Raw genomic sequence first — 20,474 nt, forward strand, 5'->3', positions numbered from 1 at the left:
CAGGCTTCGGACAGTCCACCCGGTGAAAGCGCCAGGTCAGCGCTGCAGGGTCAGAACACCCGGCCGCCAGGGCAGTTGGTCGTAGGGGCCGCCGGCGGAGGGGGACTTGCCCTGGTAGAGGAACTGCAGGTTACAGGGGTCGATGGTCATGGTCTGGTCGGGGTTGTTGCGGACCAGGTCACCGTGGCTGATGTCGTTGGTCCAGGTGGCACCGCTGTTGGCCTTGCCCGCGAAGGGGTTGTTCTCGCTGCTGGCCTGCGGGGTCCACGAACCGTTCAGGCTGGAAGCGGTGAACGAGCGGAAGTAGCGCCCGTTCGCACCCATCGCCTCAACGATCATGAGGTACTGGTTCTGGTCCTGAACCTTGTAGACCTGCACCCCCTCGAACAGGTTGTTCGTCGAGTCGCTCATGATCGTCGTGTACGACGAGCCGAAATTGCCCGGGAAGTTCCCGATCGGCATGCTCGCTCGGTAGATCTTGCCGTTGTCACCGGCGAAGAACAGGTACATGTTCTGGCCGTCACCGATCAGGGTCTGGTCGATCGGACCGGTGCCGGAGCCGGAGATGCTACCGGTGAACAGCGGCTGCGGCGAGGACCAGCCGTTGGGGTTGGTGGGATCGCTCGACGTGCGGTAGATGAAGGGCCACGCACCCCACTGGTACGCCAGCACCCAGATGTTCTTGGGCGCGAAGTAGAACAGCGTGGGCGCCACCGCGGACTGGCTCATCCCGGTCTGGCCGGCCGACCCCATGTCCGACCAGTTCGTGAAGGGAGCGAACCTCATCGAGCCGTAGGACGATCCCGACACGTTCGACGCGTAGACCAGGTGCTTGCCGTTGTACACCACGTTGGTGAAGTCCTTCAGTGAGACCCACCCGTTCGCCGGCTGCGCCAGCACACCCGTCGAATTCCATCGGTACGTCGACGGAAGAGAACACGCGCTGGTGGCCGCCTGAGCCGGGTTGGCGACGAGCGTGGCCGCCAACGAGGCCAGGGCCGCAGCCGAGGCGCCGAGCATCACAGACAGACGTTTGCGGTTGAGACTTCCTCCGCGCATGAGGACCTCTTGATTCTTGAGTAGGCGGTTCCGGCCGGCCCCGTCAGAGGCTGTCCGGACGGGTTCGTCGTTAGTGCAGCTCGCCGCACGGTGACTCACGTACTCCGCGAGCCGTTCGAGGTCTGATCGAGACCGGGGCTCGCGAGTCCGGCTCGGTCGCCGTCCCGCATCGCGGGGTGGCCGAGCTGGACCGTGGTGGTGGAGGTGGAGCCCTGGACGCGGCCGGTGGTGGCAGCCGGCGCGCGACGACGGGAGGGTTGATGCGGCCATGGCATATGCATGTGCGGCGTGCTCCTTGCGGCTCGGTCGTTCCGGTGGGCGTGGCCCGGAAGTGTCCTGCTGTGCGAGTGGAGCAGCTGAGCTATGTTCGCGATATCGAACAAGGGTCGAAGTATCGAGCAATCTGGATGGTAGGGGACCAGGGAGCGGCGTCAATACCTCTCGCAAGATTCGCGGTGGCGCCGGAATATCTCGCAGGGCTTGTGGAGGGCGACGCGGCACCGCGTTCTCGTGCCGCGACGCCAAGACCTCCCCATCCTTGGCCACGCGGTGGCGGGCACCTTGACCGGATTCCGGACCGGCGCGGTGACGGCGGAAAGTGGCATCGGCCATCCCAGTCGCCATGCAGGCCGCGTGCCCTGCGCGGGGGAGCTGCGGGCCCGACCCGGAATCGACGTTCCGGGCGGGACGGGGTCCGCGTAGGGCTTCGTGGCCGGGTTGTTGCGGACGGTGCCCGTGGCCCGGTCGCGGGGCGGGGATGAACCGGGCCACGGGAGTCCTGGATCAGTAGCCGTAGATCATCTTGTAGGCGGCCTCGGGGAGGAACTGTCCGGCCGAGGAGCCGGCTCCGACCCCGCAGTTGCCGTCGGACTCGCCCGGGGTCTTGATCCACAAGAGCATCTCGGCCCCTCCGCCCAGCTGGGTGGAGGGGCCGATGCGACGGCCTGAGGGGTTGCACCACTGGCCGTTGGAGCCGTTGCCGTTGCGGCTGGTGTCCACGACGAACGGCTTGGTGTAGCCGTAGCGGGCGTTGAGTTCGCTGTTGACGGCGTTGCCGTAGGCGGTGTTCTCGTTCGTGGTGAAGTAGTTGGAGACGTTGAGGGAGAAGCCGTGGGCCTGTCGGAGGCCGGCTTCGTGGAGGCGCCGGGCCATGGTCGCCGGGTCCGCCCAGCCCGGGTTGCCGGCGTCGAGGTAGACCCAGGTGTTGGGGGCCTGGCGGCTGAACTGGGCGAGGGCGCCGGTGAGCATGCCCTCGCGTTCGTCGATCTGCGCCTGGGTCATGCAGCCGTAGTCCCCGAGAGAGTCCGGTTCGAGGATGACGACGGCCGGGCGGTTGGCGATCCCGCCGGCGAACTGGGCGATCCAGGTGGCGTAGGCGGACGGCGAAGCGGCCCCGCCCGCGGAGTGTCCGCCGCAGTAGTCGCGGTTGTATATGTTGTAGGCGACGAGGATGGGTAGTTTGTCCCCATTGTCTGCGGCGCCCGCGTAGGCGCCGGTAGCGGTGCCGATGGTGCCGCTCCAGGAGCCGAACCAGCGGGCCATCGGGGTGTTGGCGATGGAGGCGTCGATCGAGGACGCCCGGCCGTCACCGGGGTTGGCGGCGACCCACCTCTTCGCGCTGGAGTCGGGGTCCACATAGAACCCGTTGGTCATGGTGGTCGGGTCGGCCGCGTGCGCGGACGGCGCGATGGCGAGTGCCAGCGGCAAGGCGAAGAGCGCTGCCATCAAGGCGCGGAGTCTGTGGCGCATGACTGTACCTCGGTTTCCTGACAGGGATGTGCCGCACGCTCACGGTCACGAGCGAGCGACGCGCTGAGGAAGTGCGGTGGTACGCGCCCCCTTGTGTCGGCGACTCTCCGGCGGGGACGGCGGGTCCGAAGGTCGGCAGCAAGCCTTGGGAGCGCTCTGAATGGGAGCGCTCCCAATGACACAGAGAGCACTTGAGATGTGGCCCGTATCGTGTTGCGGGCTGTTCAAGCTGTCAAGAGTCGACGTACAACTCGCCCTTCACACAGCGAGAACAAGGCTCTACAGTCCCGTAATTGGAAGCGCTCCCAACGGAGCCGGGGCGAGGCGCTTCCCGTCCGATCGAGAGGGAAGGGCTCATGGCTGATGGCGGAAGACGCGCCGCGTCGGCAGCCGACGCTCGACGAGGTGACCGAACTCGCCGGCGTCTCCCGTTCCGTGGCCTCCCGCGCGATCAACAACGCACCGCACGTCAGCCGCGCCGAACGCGAGGCGGTCGAGCGGGCCGTCCGGCGGCTCGGTTACGTGCCCGATCCGACCGCCCGCGCTCTGGCCGCCCGCCCGACAGGGGCGGCCGCTCCGGTCGTCTCGGGAGAAGACCCGTCGATCTTCGCTAGTCCGTTCTTCGACCAGGTGATCGTGGGGGCGTCGGCCGCTCTGGAGAAGAGCGGCCTGCATCTGATGCTGTGTCTGGCCGCCTCCGACCGGAGCCGCAAGCGGGTGGGGGAGCTCCTTCGGTCCGGTCCATGTCCGCCCTCGTCGAGATCCTGCTGGACGCCTGCGCCCGAGGCGAGGTCCACACCCACGCCCGCATGGTCACCACCGGCCGGCGCGATGCCCCCTTTCACGGGGAGGAGGGGCCGCGGTCCTGCTTGCCTTCTTCCTCGCGCCGCCCGTAGTCGTTGAGCAGCAGGTGCGTGGTGACGTTGATGTGCCGGCCGAGCGCCTCGACGACGCCTGGTACGTCCCGTTCGATGGCGCGCTCGCAGATGGTCTTGTGCTCTGCCGCGATATCGCGGTTGCTGTGCTCGGTCGGTGTGCGGGCCCAGCAGCGGTAGACCTCCGCCGCCTCGCGCAGCTGTGTTGCGATGTCCCGCAGCTGCCGGTTGGAGCATCCCTCCAGCAGGACACGGTGGAAGCGGGCGTGGGCGTTCAGCCAGCCTTCGTTGATCTCGCCGGTGTCGGCGACGAGGGGAACGCGGGCGAGATGGTGGTGCGCGGCGAGCAGCTCGGACTCCCACTCGATGGTGCCGGCGGTGACGGACTCCCGGACAAGGTGGGTCTCGATGAACACGCGGGCCTCGGTCAGTTCCTCCAGGCGCTCGGGTGAGACGGTGACGACGCGGAACCCCTGCTGCGGCGCGAAGGTCGCCAGCCCCTGGCCGACCAGCCGGGGCAGTGCCTCCCGCAGTACCCCGCTGCTGGCGCCGTACTTCTCCTTCAGTGCCTCCACCCGCAGGCGTGAACCGGGTTCGTGTCGTCCGTTGAGGATGTCCGCGCGCAGCCGCTGGTAGATCTCCTCGGCACGGGTCATGGAGCTGGTAGTCGCCATGTCGCAGATTCTAGCGCACCTAGATATTCCAAAGAAATCTCGAGATTTTCTTGTCGTGTCGACTGTGAAGGGCGTTGACTCCAGTCATCCAGAAGCGGGAAGACCGGAGGCGGCGCGCTATGCGGACGACGACCAGAGCAGGACGGATGTGCCTGGTGACCGGGGAGGCGGTGATCGATGTCGAGCAGGCCAGTGCGGGCCGGTTCCCGGCTGATCCGCTGACAGTGTTCGAGGAGTGGGACGCCTTCCGGTCCTGGGCCGCTGCGCTGGAGGCCGCGGGTGTCCAGGCGCCGGCGGGGCCGGACGGCAGCGTCTCGCCGACACCGCGGCAGGTGTTCGCGATCGGGCTGAACTACCGCGACCACGCCGAGGAGGCCGGCCTGGCGGCGCCTGAGTCCCCGTCGGTCTTCACCAAGTTCGCCACGTCCCTCACCGGCCCCGACACACAGCTGCGGCTGCCCGGCCGCCGCGTTGACTGGGAGGCCGAGCTGGTGGTGGTGATGGGGCGCCGGGCGGAGCACGTTGCCGCCGGGGACGCCTGGTCCTACGTGGCCGGGCTGACCGTGGGGCAGGACTACTCCGAGCGCGATGTGCAGTCGGTGGGCCCCGTGCCGCAGTTCTCTCTCGGCAAGTCCTTCCCCGGATTCGCGCCGACCGGCCCGGTACTGGTCACGGCCGACGAGTTCGCCGATCCGGACGACCTGGCGATCGAGTGCCTCGTCAACGGGGAGAGCGTCCAGAAGTCACGCACCTCTTCGATGATCTTCCCGGTCCCGGAACTGATCGCCCGGCTGTCCGCGGTGTGCCCGCTGCTGCCGGGCGACCTGATCTTCACCGGCACCCCCTCAGGAGTGGGACACGCCCGCACCCCCCAGCGCTACCTGCGGTCGGGAGACGAGGTCCTCACACGTATCGAGGGCATCGGACAGCTCCGACAGACCTGCGTCGCCGCCTGAGAGAGGGGCACACCCCATGGCTTTGCACAGGCTTCAGTCACTCACCGTCGGAGTGCCGGATGTGGCCGAGGCGGCCGATTACTACGCCGACTTCGGACTCGAGCGGGTGGCACCCGGACGGTTCGCCACCGTCGAGGGCGGTGAGCAGTTCTTCCTCGAGTACTCTCCCGTCCGGCGGCTGCTGGGGATGGCGGTCGCCGCCGACGACGGCGAGGACCTGGACCGGATCGCAGCGAACCTGGACCGGCTCCAGCTGCCGTGCGAACGCGACACCGGCTCCCTGCGCACCAGGGAACCCATCGCCGGTATATCGGTCGAGGTCCGTGTCGCACCCCGGCTGACCCGGGTCACCGTCGCGGCCACCCCGTACAACGGCCCCGGACGCCTGGACCGCGCCGGCACCCGGGCGCCCGTGCTCTCGCGCACCGACCCGGTCCGGCCCCTGGCCCTCGGCCACGTCGTCATCGGTTCGGTGGAGCAGGAGTCGACCCAGCGGTTCTTCACCGAAGGGCTCGGTTTCAAGGTCAGCGATGTCGTCCCCGGCACGGCCGCGTTCATGCGCTGCTCCACCGACCACCACAACGTCCTGGTGCAGCAGGCGCCATTGAACTTCCTGCACCACACCTCGTGGCAGGTGACGGATGTCGACGAGGTGGGCCGGGGTGCCACGAGCATGCTCACCGAGCACCCGGAACGTCATGTGTGGGGGCTCGGCCGCCACCACATCGGGTCGAATTTCTTCTGGTACCTCAAGGACCCGGCCGGCAACTTCAGCGAGTACTACGCCGACATGGACTGCATCGTCGACGACCAACTGTGGACGCCACGCTCCTTCGAGGGCATGCAGGCGCTCTATGCCTGGGGACCTCCGCCTCCGCCGTCGTTCCTCGCCCCCGAGGACCTGGCCGCGCTGATGACCGGTGCCCATACGGCCAACGGCTGAGTGTCCCCGGCACCGTGAAGCGCGGCGGGACACGCGGTCCCGCCCCACGCCCTGCCCGCTTCACACCGACGAGGCCCGAACCGCCCCTCCTCGAGCCGACCCGCTGTCGGCGCCGCACAGAAGTACCTTCGCCCTTTCCCGCAGCGCCGCGGTCAGCGGTCGCGACGGGTGAGAGCGCCGAGATCGGAGTCGGAAGATTGAGCACACCAGCGTTCGCCCGTCGGGGCGGCCGGTCGTCCCCGGGGCCTTCATCGCCGGCGGGCACCGCACTCGCCGTGGGCCTGGCAGTGATGACACTGGAGGGTTTCGACCTTGTCGCCTTCGGCGCGACGACACCGCTGCTTCTGGACTACCGACCCTGGCACCTCTCCGTTGCCTTGGTCGGCCTGCTCGGCAGCCTCACCCCCATCGGCATGCTCGTCGGCTCCTTGCTGGTCGGCCAGTTCACCGACCGGTTCGGCCGGCGCCGAACGACGCTGATCAGTATCGGGGCCGTCAGCGCCGGGATGTTCGCCTGCGCCGTGGCCCCCGTTCCGTCGCAGTTCGGCGCGGGCCGATTCGTCGTCGGGCTCGGTGTCGGCGCGATCTATCCGGCAATGGGCCCACTGATCTTCGAACTCGCCCCGGCCGGACGTAAGAACCTGTTCTCAGGGATCGTGCAGTGCGGGACCGCCGTCGGCGGTTCCTTCGCGGCCCTTGTCGCCAACACCGTGCTGACCGGGCACAGCTTTCATCTGGAGTACCTGGTCGGCGGCATCGCCGGTCTGCTTCTGCTGCCCGTGGCCTTCGCCTGGCTGCCCGAGTCCACGGAGTATCACCGGGCGGTCGGCGCGTCGGCCCCGGTCCCCGACCGCCGCGGTGTGTGGCTCGTGCTGAAGCCGCCCTACCTCGGCACCACGGCGATGTTCTGCGCCATGGCGGCCCTGTCGTTCCTGCTCATCTTCGGGGTGAACACCTGGTTGCCGCAGCTGATGCAGACGGCGGACTATCCGCTGCAGGACTCACAGACCTTCCTCATCCTGCTGAACCTCGGCGCCACGGTCGGCGGGCTGGCCATGTCGCTCCTGGCCGACCGTGCCGGATCACGGGGGCCGATCACGGCCTGCTTCCTCCTCGGAGCCGTGGCGATCGTCACCATGAGCACCCGGCTTCCGCTGCCGGCGCTCTACGCCATCGTCATCGTCGGCGGCTGCGGCGCGGTCGGGGTCCAGGGGCTGATCAACGTGTACATCTCGCGCTCCTACCCGGTGACCGCGAGGGCCAGCGCGGTGGGCGTCGCGCTCGGGGTGGGCCGCATCGGTGCCATCGCCGGCCCCACGCTCGGCGGCTGGATTCTCGCGGCCGGCCTCCAACCCCGTTGGAACTTCATCCTCTTCGCCGTCCCCGCCGTCCTCGGCGCGGCCCTCACCCTGGCTGCCGGCGGACGAACACCGCGGAATCAGGGCCGCCCCGCTCCCTCGCCACGCGCCAAGGAGCCGACGGCCGGACACCCACAATGAGAGAGCACACCATGGACACCTACGATGTCGCCGTCGTCGGCTGCGGCCCGGTGGGGCTGACCCTCGCACGGCTGCTGGCGATGAAGGGGCTGCGGGTCGCCGCCATCGACCCCAACCGGCTCGTCTGCCATCATCCGCGCGCCACCCATCTCGACGACGAGATCATGCGCCTACTGCAGACCCTGGGCGCGCAGGACATGGAACACCGGTTCCTGCGCCAGACCGCCTGGACACTGCACCGGGAGGACGGGCGGGCCTTCCTGCAGCAGATGCTGCCCGAGGAGGAGTCGGACCAGGGCTGGCGCACCGACTACCAGTTCCACCAGCCGGACTTCGAGTCGCGGCTGCGGGGGCTGCTCGCGGCCGACGCGAACGTGGACCTCCGGTTCGGCTGGACGGTCAGCGCGATGGAGCAAGATGACACAGCGGTGCGGCTGACGCTGCTCGACCGGTCGACCGGAGCCGAAACCACGCTCACGGCCGGCTACGCCGTCGGCTCGGACGGCGCCAACTCCTTCGTCCGGCAGGCGATGAACGTGGCAGTCGAGGACCTCCATGGCACTCAGCGCTCCCTCATCATCGACATCCACCCCTTCGAACACCCCGCACAGCTTCCGGCGGACAGCGGATTCATCCTGTGCCGCGGGAAGCGGCCCGTGACCTACCTGCCGATCTTCCCGCCGATGCTCCGCTTCGAGTTCATGCTGCTCGACGAGGACGACGCCGCAGAACTCGAACGACCGCAGTCGGTGTACGACCTGCTGAGCCGCTGGCTGGAACCGGGCAGCTACCGGATCATGCGCACCGACACTTACGAGTGGCACGCCCGGCTCGTGCGCGGCTGGCGGTCCGACCGCCTGCTGCTCGCCGGCGACGCCGCACACCAGATGCCGCCCATGCTCGGCCAGGGCATGTGCTCCGGGCTGCGCGATGCCGCGAACCTGGCATGGAAGCTCGCCGCCGTCGTGAAGGGCGAGAGCCCCTCTGCGCTGCTCGACACCTACGAAAGTGAGCGCGCCCCGCATGTGCGCCCCTACATCGAGGAATCCGCCCGGCAGTCCAACCTGATCGAAGCGCTCGGTACGGGCGCGGTTCCCGAGCCGAACGGAACGCAGACGGTCGAGAGGTTCCGGCCGCTGCTGGGACCGGGCCTGGCCACCTGGCCCGGCGGCGCCATCGGGCAGCTGAGCCCGCAGCCGCGCGGCCCGAGGGGGGAGAGGCTGGACGATACGAGCGGATACGGCTTCACCGTTGTCGGGAACCCGGGGGTGACCTCCGCCGTGTCCGCGGACGTGCGGCAGATGTGGCGCCGGCTGGACGCCGTGGTCGTCCCGGAGACCGGACCGGCCGTCGACCGCTGGCTGGCCGCCCACTCGGCGGCCGCGGCGATCATCCGTCCGGACCGCTACACCTTCGCGCTGGCCACCGACACGGCGGAACTGGAGCAGGCCACCCGCGACCTGGCGCGGACGGTATCGATACAGGAGGCGGTGGCGTGAAGGAGTACGCGGCCGGGATGAGGTGGGGGGAGGGCCCCCGCTGGCAGCGCGGTGCGCTGTGGCTGTCCGACACACAGGGTGGGAAGCTGTGGACCGACCACGACGGCCCCTGGCGGGGCATCCCGCTGGACGCGGTACCCAATGGCCTGTGGTTCCTGCCGGACGGGCGGCTGGCCGGCGCCATGATGCATGAGCGGCGCATCGGAGTGTGGACCGGTGAGCGGTTCGCCAGCTACGCGGACCTGAGCGCGGTGGCCACCGGTCCGCTCGGCGACATGGTCGGTGACCCGCACGGCAACCTCTACGTGGACGATGTCGGCTTCGCCGCGCACGCCGGTGAGCCGCCACGGCCCGGCCGGTTGGTGCGCGTCGCGGCGGACGGGTCGGTACGCGTGGCCACCGAAGACGTCGAGTTCCCCAACGGTCTGGCCCTCGTCGACGGCGGTCGCACCCTGCTCGTCGCGGAGACCACCCGGCAACGGCTGACCGCCTTCACCGTCGCGGACGACGGGGCGCTCACGGACCGGCGCACCTACGCCGACCTTGCCCGTCTGGTCGGCACCCACGCCCGGCCGGACGGTATCTGGCCGGCACAGGACGGCGTCTGGGTGGCCACCACCACCGGCCACGCCGTCGCCCTGGTCCGGGAGAACGAGCTGGTCACCTCGGTGGACACCGGGGCGCTGCTGCCGATCGCGTGCTGCGGCGACGGCGGGAACCGGCTGTTCGTCACCCTCGCCGACACCCAGGGCCTCCCTCTGGGGGAGGCCCTGGCCGCGAAAGCGGTGCGCACGACGGTCGCACTGCTCGAGGCCACGAAGGAGGGGGACGCCGGATGAGCACGAGGCGACCGGACTGGACCCCGACTCCACAGGCCGTCGAAAACTCCCGCATCACCGACTTCGCGCGGTTCGCCTCGCCGCGCGCCGGACGTGACCTGGTTGGTGACTACCACGCGCTGTGGGCGTGGTCGGTCGACGACGTGAACGGCTTCTGGGCGGCGGTGTGGGACTACTTCCGTCTGCCCGAGCGCCCGGCGGGGCCCGCGCTGGCGGCCGAGGCGCTTCCGGGAGGCGTGTGGTTTCCCGGCAGCACGCTGAACTACACGGCCGAAGTCTTCCGCGACCGGACCGGCACCGACACCGCCGTCATCACGGTGACCGAGGACACCGGCCCGGTGGCCATCACCTGGCACGAACTGCGCCGTCAGGTCGCCTCACTCGCGCAGGCGCTCACCGAACTCGGCGTGCGCATGGGCGACCGGGTGGTGGGGTACCTCCCCAACGGCGTGCAGGCCGTCGTGGCCTTCCTCGCCACCGCTGGTCTGGGCGCGACCTGGGCGGTGTGCGGGCAGGACTACACCGCCGCCGCGGCCGAAGCGCGGTTGGCGCAGCTCCGGCCGACCGTGCTGATCGCCGCGACCGGCTCTCTCCACGGCGGAAAGCACATCGACCGCCGCGCCGATGTGCAAGCCCTGCGCGACGCGCTGCCGACCCTCACGGCGACCATCGCCGTGGGGGACGCGGCAGGGGCGGTGCCCGGTGCCCTCTCCTGGTCCGCGCTCACCCAGCGCGACGCCGAACTGGCCCCCGTACCAGTCCCGTTCGACCACCCGCTGTGGGTCGTGTTCTCCTCGGGCACGACGGGACGGCCGAAGGGCATCGTGCACGGGCACGGCGGGGTCGTGCTCGAGCAGCTCAAAAACCTGGGCCTGCACCTGGGCCTGCGCTCCGGGGACCGTTTGCTCTGGCACACCACACCGAGCTGGATGATGTGGAACGTGCTGGTGGCCGGCCTGCTACTGGGCGCAACGCCCGTCTGTTACGAGGGCAGCCCCGCCTATCCCGGCACCGATGCGCTCTGGCGGCTCGCGGCCCGCCTGGAGGTGAACGTCCTGGGCACCAGCCCCGGCTACCTGGCGGCGTGCCGCAAGGCCGGTGTGCGGCTCGCCGACCCCCATCCGGCCTCTCTCGAGCGCCTGGGGGTCACCGGCTCGGCGTTCCCCGCCGACCTGCAACACTGGGTCGCCGGCGAACTCGGGTCCCGGACACAGGTCGTGTGCACCAGTGGCGGCACCGACGTGGTCACCGCGTTCCTCGGCGCCGCACCCACCACGCCGGTCTGGGCCGGTGAGCTGTCCGCCCCTTGCCTGGGCGTGGCCGTGGAAGCCTTCGGCCCGGACGGCAGGCCGGTGCGGGGCGAGGTGGGGGAGCTGGTGGTGCTCCGGCCGATGCCGTCGATGCCGCTGTACTTCTGGGACGATCCGGACGGCTCGCGCTACCGCGGCGCCTACTTCGACGTCTACCCGGGGATATGGCGGCACGGCGACTGGATCACCATCACCGACCACGGCTCGGTGATCCTGCACGGCCGGTCCGACGCGACGCTGAACCGCCACGGCATACGCATGGGAAGCAGCGACATCTACGGTCCGGTGGAGCAGCTCGAGGAGATCGCGGAAGCCCTCGTCGTCGGGGTCGAGCAGGACGGCGGCGGCTACTGGATGCCGCTGTTCGTCACCACCACCGAGGGCATCGACGTCGATGACGTGCTGAGCGAGAAGATCCGCGACGCCATACGCCACGGCGCCTCCCCCCGCCACGTCCCCGACGAGATCATCCAAGCCCCCGGCATACCGCACACCCGCACCGGCAAGAAACTCGAAGTCCCCGTGAAACGTCTGCTGCGCGGAGAGGCCCGGCGCTCCGTGGTCGACCCCGGCAGCGTCGACAGACCCGAACTCATCGACTGGTACGCCCACATCGGCGCCGCCCACCGTAGGCGCGACGGCACCGCTGCCGGTCCCGCCGCGTCCCGGTCACCGAACGGCTGACCGCGCGGCGTCGACCGCCGCCCCGGCCGTGCGGCGGCGCGACCGGCGGCATCGCCCCTCGGCAGCGGCCGGGCCGTCCGGAATCCGCCGGGCGGGGCGGACACGTCTCGCCCCGCCCGGCAGGCAGCCGGTCTTCGGGCTCATCCCGTCGCCGGCCACCGGCACACCACCACAAGGACATGCGACGAAGGAGTCCTGCCATGACCTACATCGCCCTGGAAGAAGCCTTCATCATCCCGGAGCTGTTCGCGCGCCAGCCCTCGACGCCCCAGAAGATCCAGGTCAACGACGAGTACGCCAAGGACTGCCGACGCCGCCTGGCCGACTTCGAGGAGCACCGTCTTCCCGAGATGGACGCGCACGGCATCGACATCCAGGTCCTGTCGCTGAGTGTCCCCGGCATCCAGGCCGACACCGATGCCGGCGCCGCCGTCGACAACGCCCGGTTCGCCAACGATCACCTGGCCCGGACCATCGCCCGCCACCCGACCCGCTTCAAGGGGTTCGCCGCCCTGCCTCTGCAGGACCCCGCCGCCGCCGTGATCGAACTCGAACGCTGCGTCGAACAGCTCGGCTTCAGGGGAGCGCTGGTCAACGACCACACGCAGGGCCGGTACCTGGACCATCCCGCGTACGGGGAACTGTGGAGCGCACTGGAGGAACTCCGTGTGCCGTTGTACCTCCACCCCGGCTCACTGCCCCGCGATGACTGGCACGTGATGCGCGGACGGCCGGAGATGTACGGGGCCAGCTGGAGTTGGCAGGCCGAGACCGGCGGCCACGCCATGCGGCTGATCTATGCCGGAGTGTTCGACCGGCACCCCGGTGCGACCCTGATCCTTGGGCACCTCGGTGAGTTCCTGCCGTTCCAGCGCTCCCGCTTCGACTCGCGCTACCGCTCGCTCCAGGTCACCGCGCCGCTTGAGCGGATGCCGTCGCAGTACTTCGGGAGCAACATCCTGATCACCACGAGCGGGGTACTGGCCCCGGAGGCCGTGCAGGCCGCCGTGCTGAGCATCGGGGCCGAAGCGGTCATGTTCGCGATCGACTACCCGTACGAGTCCACCGCCGAAGCGGTGGACTCGATCGAGAAGTGCGACCTTTCACCCGAGGTGAAGGAGAAGATCGCCCATCTGAACGCCCGGCGCGTGCTGGGCATCTGACCGGCATGAAGCCTGGTGCTCGCGGCAACCAGCGCAGGCACCGGGTCGCCGACGTCGGCTGTCGACCGCGGTCCGCCGGCGTGACGTCCGGCGCCGCCTCATCCGGCGAGGGACGGACGGCCGCGCCAGGACGCGGGGAGAGACATGGTCGCCCCACCGGTCACCGGCGCGGCGCCGGGTCCGCTCACAGGAGGCGGAAGCAGGCCGCCCATGCCGATGCCACGGCCCCTACGCGCCTCGGAGTCCGGCAGGTCCGGACGCCCCCTCGCCCTGGGGCAGGAGGACCTCGATCTCGGCCGCCGGCCGGCCGGTGTGCAAGCTGATCAGGTCGGTGATCAGACCGTCCAAGGGCGGCCAGGGGATGGCGCCGTGGTCGTTGTGGAGGCTGACCAAACCGTGCAGGGCGGTCCAGAGCATGAGTCCGGCCTGCCACTGCTGATCCGCCGCGCACCGCTTCCGCTCCCCGGTGGTCGCAGCCGCCAGGGAGGCGACGACGGCGCCGAGCAGCTCGGCCCCGGCGCCGTGGGCCGTACCGGGGACGAGGTCGGCGGGCATCCGGCCGCCGAACAGGGTGCGGTAGTGGCCGCGCTGGTCGACTCCCCAGTGCACATAGGCCGCGCACCGGGCGACGAGGTCGGCCAGCGGGCTCGCGGCGGGCCGCGCAGCCTCGTCCATCAGCCGGGCCAGCTCCTCATAGCGCAGCCGCAGCACGTGTTCGATCAGTGCGCCCAGGTCGGGGAAGTGGCTGTAGATGCTGGCCGGTGCGACCCCGACCTCACGCGCGACCTGCCGGAGCGTCAGCGTCTCCGGTTGATCGAGGGTGGCCAGCAGCTTGGCCGCGGCGTCCACAAGCTGGGCCTTGAGCACCTGTCCCTGCCCGCGTGGATTGCGGCGACGGGGAGCGGACCACTCCTGAGACGACACCTTCGCTCCCTTCGGGTCAGGGTGAATGGTCCAACAACAGGTGTTCACCTTACAGGTGGCCTCACTTTGACACCGGTAACCAACGGTTGTTTACTTAAGTCGCCAACAGTTGTTCAGTAAGGAAGTGGATGATCATGCGCATCGCAGTACTCGGAGCCTCGGGCCGGACCGGCGGCACGCTCGTCGACCAGGCGCTGGAGCGCGGACACGAGGTCGTGGCCCTGGTCCGCACGCCGTCCAAGGTCACCGTGCCCGCGCCACGGCAGGTCGAGATCAGGCAGGCTGATGTCACCGCCCCGCAGAGCTTCCCCGGCCTGACCGACGTCGACGTGGTCGTCTCGGCCATCGGCATCGGCAAGGGCGACGGCCCAGGCGCGCTGGTCGCCGCGGCCAGGAGGCTCGCCGCGGCGAACGTCCGCACGGTATGGCTCGGAGCCCTGGGCTCGGGCGTGTCGAGCCGGTCCGGCGGCCTGATCTACGCGGGGGTGATGCGGATGTTCGTCGGATCGGAACTGGCCGAGAAGGCCAAGGCCGACGAGATCGCCCTCAAGGCCGGCGCCACGGTGTTCCACGCTCCGGACGTCACGGACGGCCCCCTCAGTCCCACCCGCCGCGTCGTGCCGCTGGCGGAGCTGCGGCGCCCGCTGCTGCCGCCCAGGATCTCCCGCACCACGCTGGCCGCGCTGCTGCTGGACGAGGCGGAGGCGGGCAAGCACGGCAACGGCATCCTCGTGCCCCTCAGCTGACCGTCGGCCGACGTGACAGCCCTGGGATCCACGGGGCGAGCGGGTTTCCCGCCGGCGACCGTGACCGCGGTCGCGCGACCGGCCGCGGCCGGAACCAAAATCAGGAAGGACGGCGGGAGGCGCCGGCGGTCCGCGTCGAGATCGCCGACGAGGACGCGGTCCGGACGGCCGTCCAGCGCACGGTCGAGGCGTACGACGGCCTCGACTTCGCCGTGAACAACGCCGGCCTGCACGCGTTCCCGACCGCCCCCGCCTACGTCGCCGCCAAGCACGGTCTCGTCGGTCTGACCAAGGTCGCCGCTGTGGACTACGCGCCGCGCGGTATCCGCGTCAACGCCGTCTGCCCCGGCCGGCCCGCACACCCGGGTTCGAGCGAGTGGTGGCCGGCACCGGCATGATCGCGATACAAGAGGCGATCACCCCGCTCGGCCGGATGGCCACACCGGAGGAGGCCGCGGCGGCCGCGGACTGGCTCTGCTCGGACGCCGCGGCCTACGTCACCGAAATCCGCCTCACCGGCACCCTCCACCTCACCGGCCCGGTCCGCTGCGTCGGCCACGGCTGTTTTGCTGCGCACACCGGCGCGCATCGGCTGACAGGAGACCGTCGACAGTCTTGTGCCGTGGGGCCTTCTGTTCGATGCTGACGATTCTTGATGCCTTCAGTCCGGAGTCGCGAATGAGTGCAGAGAGAACCAGTTCGAACCATCCGCGCCGTCGTACGGTGCTCGCCGCGGGCGCCCTGGCGGGTTGGGCCGCCTTCAACGCCCAGAAGTTGGCGTTCGCCGCCGAGGGCGATCCGTGGGACGCCGCCCCGCGGATCTTCCAGGTGAACCGTGAAACGGCGCGAGCCCGTCTCGTGCCGTACGCGGGCCCGGCCGACGCACTGCGGGGACGGTTCCAGGATTCCCCGTACTACCGTTCGCTCAACGGAAGCTGGCGCTTTCGATGGTCGCGGAACGCGGACCAGCGGCCCACCGGGTTTCAGGCCCCGGGCTTCGACGACAGTGGATGGAACCACATACCGGTGCCCTCCAACTGGGAGATCGAGGGCTACCCGGAGCCGATCTACCTCAACATCAAGTACCCGTGGATCGGCTATGAGACGCCGAACCCCCCGCAGGTGCCCAAGGACTTCAACCCGGTCGGCTCCTATCGCCGCACCTTCACCGTGCCCGCCGACTGGTCGGGGCGGCGCACCCTGCTGTCGTTCCAGGGGGTGAAGTCGGCCTTCTTCGTGTGGGTGAACGGTGAGCGGGTGGGCTACAGCGAGGACAGCTACACGCCCGCCGAGTTCGACATCACACCGCATGTGCGGAAGGGCGACAACGTCCTCGCGGTGGAAGTCCACCGCTGGTCCGACGGCAGTTGGCTGGAGGACCAGGACATGATCGACCTGTCCGGGATCTTCCGGGACGTCTACCTGTACTCGATCCCCCCGGTCCACGTGCAGGACCTGTTCGTGCACACCGGGCTGGACGCCGCCTACCACGACGCCGTGCTGACCGTCGATGTCACCGTGCGGGACCGTGGCGAGGACGGCACCGCGGGACACCGCGTCGCGGCGGAACTCTTCGATGCCCGGGGCCGCCGGGTGGTCCGCCTCTCGGGTGACGCGGGCGACGGCTCGGCGTCCCTGAAGGGTGATGTGCGGGCTCCCGCGCTGTGGTCCGCCGAGGACCCCAACCTGTACACGCTCGTCGTGACACTCACCGACGCACGCGGCCGGACGACCGACGTCCACAGCACGCGGATCGGATTCCGGCAGGTGGAATGCGGGTCAGGGCGGTTCACGGTCAACGGCGAGCCGGTGATGTTCCGCGGCACCAACCGCCACGAGTCCGACCCCGAACGGGGCCAGGCCCTCGACGAGGCGCGGATGATCGAGGACATCCGCCTGATGAAGCAGCACAACATCAACGCCGTCCGCACCTCGCACTACCCCAACCACCCGCGCTGGCTGGAACTCTGCGACGAGTACGGACTGTACGTCATCGACGAGGCGAACCTGGAGACGCACGGCGTCCGGGACACGGTGCCCGGTTCCCTGCCGGAGTGGACCGACGCCTGTGTGGATCGGCTGCGGTCCATGGTCGAACGGGACAAGAACCATCCGTGCGTGGTCGTCTGGTCGCTCGGCAACGAGGCGGGGCAGGGAACGAACTTCAAGGTCATGGCCGACTGGGCGCACGCCCGCGACGCCTCGCGTCCGGTGCACTACGAGGGCATGAACTCCGTCGCCGACCTGCACAGTGAGATGTACACCAGCCCGGACGGCGTGGAGGCATACGGCAGGTCCGGTAACCAGACCCCCTTCATGCTGTGCGAGTACAACCACTCGATGGGCAACAGCGGCGGAAACCTTAAGGAGTACTGGGACGTTTTCGAGCGCTATCCCAACCTGCACGGCGCCTTCGTCTGGGACTGGGTCGACCAGGCCATCAGACTGCCGGTGCCGGGCGACTCCCGGCACACGTACCTGTCCTACGGCGGCGACTGGCACGCCGGCTATCCCACGGACAGCAATTTCTGCTGCAACGGACTGGTGGCCGCGGACCGGTCGGTCCACCCCGGGCTGATCGAGCTGAAGAAGTGCTACCAGCCGGTGGGCATCGCGGCCGACGACCTCTCCGGCGGGTCCGGGGGCACCGTGAAGGTCCGCAACAAGCATCTCTTCAGCGGCCTGGACGCCTACACGCTGCGCTGGTCCGTGACCCGGGACGGTGAGACCGTGCAGCACGGCACGCTTGCGGCCCCGGCCGTGGCCCCCGGCGAGGAGGGCGTCGCGCACATCCCGTACCGCACACCCTCGTCCGCCGAGTCCGGGGGCGAGCACTTTCTGAACCTCTCCTTCGTGCTGCGCGAGCGGACCCGCTGGGCCCCCGCCGGGCACGAGGTCGCCGCCGAGCAACTGGCGCTGGACCGGCACGCCCCGCCCCCCGGCGACACCCCGGCGACCGGCACCCTGGCGGTCACCGAGACCGCGACCGAGATCACGGTGAGTGGCCCGGAGGTGGAGGTGGCGGTGTCCAAGTCCTCCGGAACCCTGGCCTCGTACACCTGGAAGGGACGGGCCCTGCTCACCGGGGGCCCCGTGCCCAACTTCTGGCGCGGCCCCACGGACAACGACATCGGCCGCGGCTTCCAGAAGACGGCCGCGACCTGGCGGGACGCGGGAACCAAGCGGACGGTGACCTCCGTGACGGCCTCGCAGCCCGCGCCCGGCGAGGTCGTCGTCGAGGTCACCTGCACGCTGCCCACCTCACCCAGGACCGCCACCTGGAAGACGGCGTTCCGGGTGCGGGCCGACGGTGAGGTGCGGGTGCGCCACACCCTCGACGCCCCGGCCGGGCTGCCGGACCTGCCCGTGGTCGGCGCCCTGCTCACCGTGCCGGACGGCCACGAACGGCTCGAGTGGTTCGGGCGCGGCCCCCACGAGAACTACCAGGACCGCAAGACGTCCGCGTTCGTGGGTCGGTGGCGCTCCACGGTCGATCAGCAGGTTGCCCCGTACGTACGGCCCCAGCAGACGGGGAATCAGACGGACGTCCGCCGGCTGTCGCTGACCGACCGCTCCGGCCAGGGTCTGACCGTCGTCGCCGACCCCGCCGAGGGCGAGCCGCTGCTGGAGACCAGCGCCCTGCACTTCACGCCGTCGGACCTCGACGGCCCCAGGCACCCGTATCAGCTGAAGCGTCGCGACGAGACGGTCCTGCTCGTCAACCACCGCCAGATGGGTGTCGGCGGCATCGACTCCTGGGGCGCGGCCCCGCTGGAGAAGTACCTGTTGCACTCCGGGCGCACCTACAGCTACGCCTACCGGCTGCGTCCCGCCTCCGCCTGACGGACCCGCCCGGCCCTCAGCAGCCGCCCCGGGCCTGGTCGTCCAGCACGGCCGGGCCCGGGCTACGCGATCTCCTTCATGCCTGGTCCGTAATTCGTCCGGGGCCCTGGCAGCGCCCTCACCGAGGACCTGGTGGCGGCGAAGGCGGGGAAGTTCGCCTGGATCGACGGAGGCCGGCACACGCGCCGCACAGGAGCACCTGCGCGGCGGCCCGGGGGTGTACGGAGTGGACGCGCCGGTACGCCGGATCGCCGCCGAGCCGGGCGTCGGCATGGCGATCCGTCACCGTATCCACGGGGTGCCCGGAATCCGGGCGCGCTCGGGAACGGCGGATCCTTGACGTCCACCAACGCGGTAGCGGGCACCCGGCAGCTCGACAGATCGTGACGCTGAACCTGTTACAGGCTGGGTGGGCTCCGTGGACTCGCGAGCACGTCCTCGTGAGCATGGACAGTCGTACGTTGAGCCAGACGGTGGAGACGCATCGGGTGCGCCTTCACCGCTGAATCGGATTCGTGCCGTCGGGTCATGCGCAGGCCCTGCCGCATGGTGGTGCTCACGGGCAGGGCCTGGCGTTGGCGATGACGAGGTGCTGCGGAAGCGCCTCGCCGCTTGCTAGGCGGGGCCTTCCAGACCGTGGGCGCGGGTGCCCAGAACGCGTCGTGACACTTCTGCTTCCATCGTGCTGTCGAATGGCGTTGCCGATGCTGCTTCGCGGGCCTCGGTGGCACGCCGGGCGTCTTCGAGGATGAGGTCCATGTTGATGGCGCCACCTGCGGTGTTTCCGGCGCCGGCGGACTGGGGCACGGCAGCGAGGACGTCGCTGACGTTCCCGGCGGCCCACACGCCCTGGACGCCGGTGAATCCGGAGGGGTCGACGGCGACCTGGACGCCGGGGACGGCGGGGTGGGGGGTGAGCGTGAGGCCGAGGTCTTCGAGGAAGCCGCCGCGGGCGGTGAAGGTGGGGGCGACGACGAGGGTGTCGAGGGGGATGACGGTGCCGGAGGCCAGGCGGGCGCCGGTCAGCTTGTCCTGTTCGGTGTCGGTCTCCAGGGCGGTGACGGTGCCGTGGATCACTTCGATGCCGAGGGCGGCGAGCTGTTCCCACTGCTCGTCGGTGAGCTCCGCCGGTGCGTGGTGAGCGAAGAGGGTGACCTGGTCGGTCATCTGACGGAACAGCAGGGCCTGGTGGAAGTTGCCCAGGACACCGACCTTGGTGTCGCGGGCTTCCCAGCCGTGGCAGTACACGCAGTGGATCACATCGTGCCCCCACCGCTCCGCCAGGCCGGGGATGTCGGGCAGTACGTCGATCAGGCCGGTGGTCACCAGGACGCGCCGGGCACGGGCGCGCTGTCCGTCCTGGGTGGTGATGGTGAAGGTGCTGCCGCCACGCTCGACGCGCTCGCCCCGGCCGTTGACGACTTCTCCGCCGTAGGAGGCGACTTCCTCCCGGCCTATGCGAAGGAGCTCCAGGGGGGAGATGCCTTCGCGGCCCAGGACGTTGTGGGCGCCGACTCGCGCGGCGGGGGCGTTGCGGGGTTCACCTGCGTCGATGACGAGGACGGAGCGCCGTACGCGAGTCAGCAGCAGCGCGGCGGACAGGCCGGCGGCGCCCCCGCCGACCACGACGACGTCCCAGGTACGGCCTTCGGTGCTCTTCAGCTCATTGGTGTCCATATCGGCACCGTCACCCCACACCACCGTCCATAGC

The 20,474-nt window shown here is 70.0% G+C and carries 16 protein-coding genes and 2 pseudogenes; 12 read left to right on the forward strand and 6 right to left on the reverse strand.

Annotated features, from left to right (window positions below):
* Positions 1 to 36: 36 nt before the first annotated feature.
* The 3 genes and pseudogenes from AS97_RS44395 to AS97_RS44405 form a co-directional block, all read right to left on the reverse strand.
* A pseudogene (locus AS97_RS44395) lies at positions 37 to 939 on the reverse strand (non-reducing end alpha-L-arabinofuranosidase family hydrolase); the annotation flags it as partial.
* 215 nt (positions 940 to 1,154) lie between these two features.
* A complete protein-coding gene (locus AS97_RS44400; protein WP_086708739.1) occupies positions 1,155 to 1,340 on the reverse strand; it encodes a hypothetical protein in 186 nt (61 codons plus the stop codon).
* Positions 1,341 to 1,842: 502 nt separating this feature from the next.
* Positions 1,843 to 2,808, reverse strand: a complete 966-nt coding sequence (locus AS97_RS44405; RefSeq protein ID WP_125757005.1) for a glycoside hydrolase family 6 protein — start codon at positions 2,806 to 2,808, stop codon at positions 1,843 to 1,845.
* A 363-nt stretch (positions 2,809 to 3,171) separates the two neighbouring features.
* Between AS97_RS44405 and AS97_RS44410 the strand changes: the two are divergent.
* A pseudogene (locus tag AS97_RS44410) lies at positions 3,172 to 3,546 on the forward strand (LacI family DNA-binding transcriptional regulator); the annotation flags it as partial.
* Positions 3,547 to 3,649: 103 nt separating this feature from the next.
* Here AS97_RS44410 and AS97_RS44415 read toward each other — a convergent pair.
* Positions 3,650 to 4,357 carry a GntR family transcriptional regulator gene (locus tag AS97_RS44415; RefSeq protein WP_059142322.1) on the reverse strand — a complete coding sequence of 236 codons (708 nt, stop codon included), beginning with the start codon at positions 4,355 to 4,357 and terminating at the stop codon, positions 3,650 to 3,652.
* Between the two features lie 119 nt (positions 4,358 to 4,476).
* Between AS97_RS44415 and AS97_RS44420 the strand changes: the two genes are divergently transcribed.
* The 7 genes from AS97_RS44420 to AS97_RS44450 all read left to right on the forward strand — a co-directional run bounded on the left by AS97_RS44420 (position 4,477) and on the right by AS97_RS44450 (position 13,250).
* Positions 4,477 to 5,313, forward strand: a complete 837-nt coding sequence (locus AS97_RS44420) for a fumarylacetoacetate hydrolase family protein (protein WP_210566903.1) — start codon at positions 4,477 to 4,479, stop codon at positions 5,311 to 5,313.
* A gap of 16 nt (positions 5,314 to 5,329) precedes the next feature.
* A complete protein-coding gene (locus tag AS97_RS44425) occupies positions 5,330 to 6,256 on the forward strand; it encodes a VOC family protein (RefSeq protein WP_059142324.1) in 927 nt (308 codons plus the stop codon).
* Between the two features lie 290 nt (positions 6,257 to 6,546).
* Positions 6,547 to 7,755: an MFS transporter gene (locus AS97_RS44430; RefSeq protein ID WP_247204700.1), complete on the forward strand. Its 1,209-nt coding sequence runs from the start codon at positions 6,547 to 6,549 to the stop codon at positions 7,753 to 7,755.
* Between the two features lie 11 nt (positions 7,756 to 7,766).
* Entirely contained in the window at positions 7,767 to 9,254 is a 1,488-nt protein-coding gene (locus tag AS97_RS44435) for a bifunctional 3-(3-hydroxy-phenyl)propionate/3-hydroxycinnamic acid hydroxylase (protein WP_059142326.1), read from the forward strand.
* The gene (locus AS97_RS44440; RefSeq protein WP_210566904.1) at positions 9,251 to 10,093 is read left to right on the forward strand and encodes an SMP-30/gluconolactonase/LRE family protein; all 843 of its coding nucleotides are present in this window, start codon (positions 9,251 to 9,253) and stop codon (positions 10,091 to 10,093) included. Before AS97_RS44435 ends, AS97_RS44440 begins: the two co-directional genes overlap by 4 nt.
* Positions 10,090 to 12,087, forward strand: coding sequence for an acetoacetate--CoA ligase (locus tag AS97_RS44445; RefSeq protein ID WP_210566905.1), 1,998 nt, complete (start codon positions 10,090 to 10,092; stop codon positions 12,085 to 12,087). Before AS97_RS44440 ends, AS97_RS44445 begins: the two co-directional genes overlap by 4 nt.
* A gap of 200 nt (positions 12,088 to 12,287) precedes the next feature.
* Positions 12,288 to 13,250, forward strand: a complete 963-nt coding sequence (locus tag AS97_RS44450) for an amidohydrolase family protein (RefSeq protein WP_086708744.1) — start codon at positions 12,288 to 12,290, stop codon at positions 13,248 to 13,250.
* A gap of 228 nt (positions 13,251 to 13,478) precedes the next feature.
* On the opposite strand, the gene AS97_RS44455 is transcribed toward AS97_RS44450, so the two are convergent.
* Positions 13,479 to 14,174, reverse strand: a complete 696-nt coding sequence (locus AS97_RS44455; RefSeq protein ID WP_247204701.1) for a TetR/AcrR family transcriptional regulator — start codon at positions 14,172 to 14,174, stop codon at positions 13,479 to 13,481.
* A gap of 134 nt (positions 14,175 to 14,308) precedes the next feature.
* Between AS97_RS44455 and AS97_RS44460 the strand changes: the two genes are divergently transcribed.
* From AS97_RS44460 to AS97_RS44470, 4 genes are all read left to right on the forward strand, one after another.
* Positions 14,309 to 14,920 carry an NAD(P)H-binding protein gene (locus AS97_RS44460; RefSeq protein ID WP_201724555.1) on the forward strand — a complete coding sequence of 204 codons (612 nt, stop codon included), beginning with the start codon at positions 14,309 to 14,311 and terminating at the stop codon, positions 14,918 to 14,920.
* Positions 14,921 to 15,132: 212 nt separating this feature from the next.
* Positions 15,133 to 15,318, forward strand: a complete 186-nt coding sequence (locus AS97_RS49140) for an SDR family oxidoreductase (RefSeq protein WP_338069248.1) — start codon at positions 15,133 to 15,135, stop codon at positions 15,316 to 15,318.
* Positions 15,315 to 15,566: a hypothetical protein gene (locus tag AS97_RS49145; RefSeq protein ID WP_059142331.1), complete on the forward strand. Its 252-nt coding sequence runs from the start codon at positions 15,315 to 15,317 to the stop codon at positions 15,564 to 15,566. Before AS97_RS49140 ends, AS97_RS49145 begins: the two co-directional genes overlap by 4 nt.
* A gap of 32 nt (positions 15,567 to 15,598) precedes the next feature.
* Positions 15,599 to 18,763 carry a glycoside hydrolase family 2 TIM barrel-domain containing protein gene (locus tag AS97_RS44470; protein WP_210566906.1) on the forward strand — a complete coding sequence of 1,055 codons (3,165 nt, stop codon included), beginning with the start codon at positions 15,599 to 15,601 and terminating at the stop codon, positions 18,761 to 18,763.
* Positions 18,764 to 19,378: 615 nt separating this feature from the next.
* On the opposite strand, the gene AS97_RS44475 is transcribed toward AS97_RS44470, so the two are convergent.
* A complete protein-coding gene (locus AS97_RS44475) occupies positions 19,379 to 20,440 on the reverse strand; it encodes an NAD(P)/FAD-dependent oxidoreductase (protein ID WP_210566907.1) in 1,062 nt (353 codons plus the stop codon).
* Positions 20,441 to 20,474: the final 34 nt, after the last annotated feature.

Source organism: Streptomyces sp. AgN23 (genome assembly GCF_001598115.1).
Classification (GTDB): domain Bacteria; phylum Actinomycetota; class Actinomycetes; order Streptomycetales; family Streptomycetaceae; genus Streptomyces; species Streptomyces antimycoticus.

Excerpts from the sequence above, each read along its gene's own strand:
- AS97_RS44400 (WP_086708739.1), bottom strand. The coding sequence starts at position 1,340 with ATGCATATGCCATGGCCGCATCAACCCTCCCGTCGTCGCGCGCCGGCT.
- AS97_RS44405 (WP_125757005.1), bottom strand. The coding sequence starts at position 2,808 with ATGCGCCACAGACTCCGCGCCTTGATGGCAGCGCTCTTCGCCTTGCCG.
- AS97_RS44415 (WP_059142322.1), bottom strand. The coding sequence starts at position 4,357 with ATGGCGACTACCAGCTCCATGACCCGTGCCGAGGAGATCTACCAGCGG.
- AS97_RS44420 (WP_210566903.1), top strand. The coding sequence starts at position 4,477 with ATGCGGACGACGACCAGAGCAGGACGGATGTGCCTGGTGACCGGGGAG.
- AS97_RS44425 (WP_059142324.1), top strand. The coding sequence starts at position 5,330 with ATGGCTTTGCACAGGCTTCAGTCACTCACCGTCGGAGTGCCGGATGTG.
- AS97_RS44430 (WP_247204700.1), top strand. The coding sequence starts at position 6,547 with ATGACACTGGAGGGTTTCGACCTTGTCGCCTTCGGCGCGACGACACCG.
- AS97_RS44435 (WP_059142326.1), top strand. The coding sequence starts at position 7,767 with ATGGACACCTACGATGTCGCCGTCGTCGGCTGCGGCCCGGTGGGGCTG.
- AS97_RS44445 (WP_210566905.1), top strand. The coding sequence starts at position 10,090 with ATGAGCACGAGGCGACCGGACTGGACCCCGACTCCACAGGCCGTCGAA.
- AS97_RS44450 (WP_086708744.1), top strand. The coding sequence starts at position 12,288 with ATGACCTACATCGCCCTGGAAGAAGCCTTCATCATCCCGGAGCTGTTC.
- AS97_RS44460 (WP_201724555.1), top strand. The coding sequence starts at position 14,309 with ATGCGCATCGCAGTACTCGGAGCCTCGGGCCGGACCGGCGGCACGCTC.
- AS97_RS49145 (WP_059142331.1), top strand. The coding sequence starts at position 15,315 with ATGATCGCGATACAAGAGGCGATCACCCCGCTCGGCCGGATGGCCACA.
- AS97_RS44470 (WP_210566906.1), top strand. The coding sequence starts at position 15,599 with ATGAGTGCAGAGAGAACCAGTTCGAACCATCCGCGCCGTCGTACGGTG.
- AS97_RS44475 (WP_210566907.1), bottom strand. The coding sequence starts at position 20,440 with ATGGACACCAATGAGCTGAAGAGCACCGAAGGCCGTACCTGGGACGTC.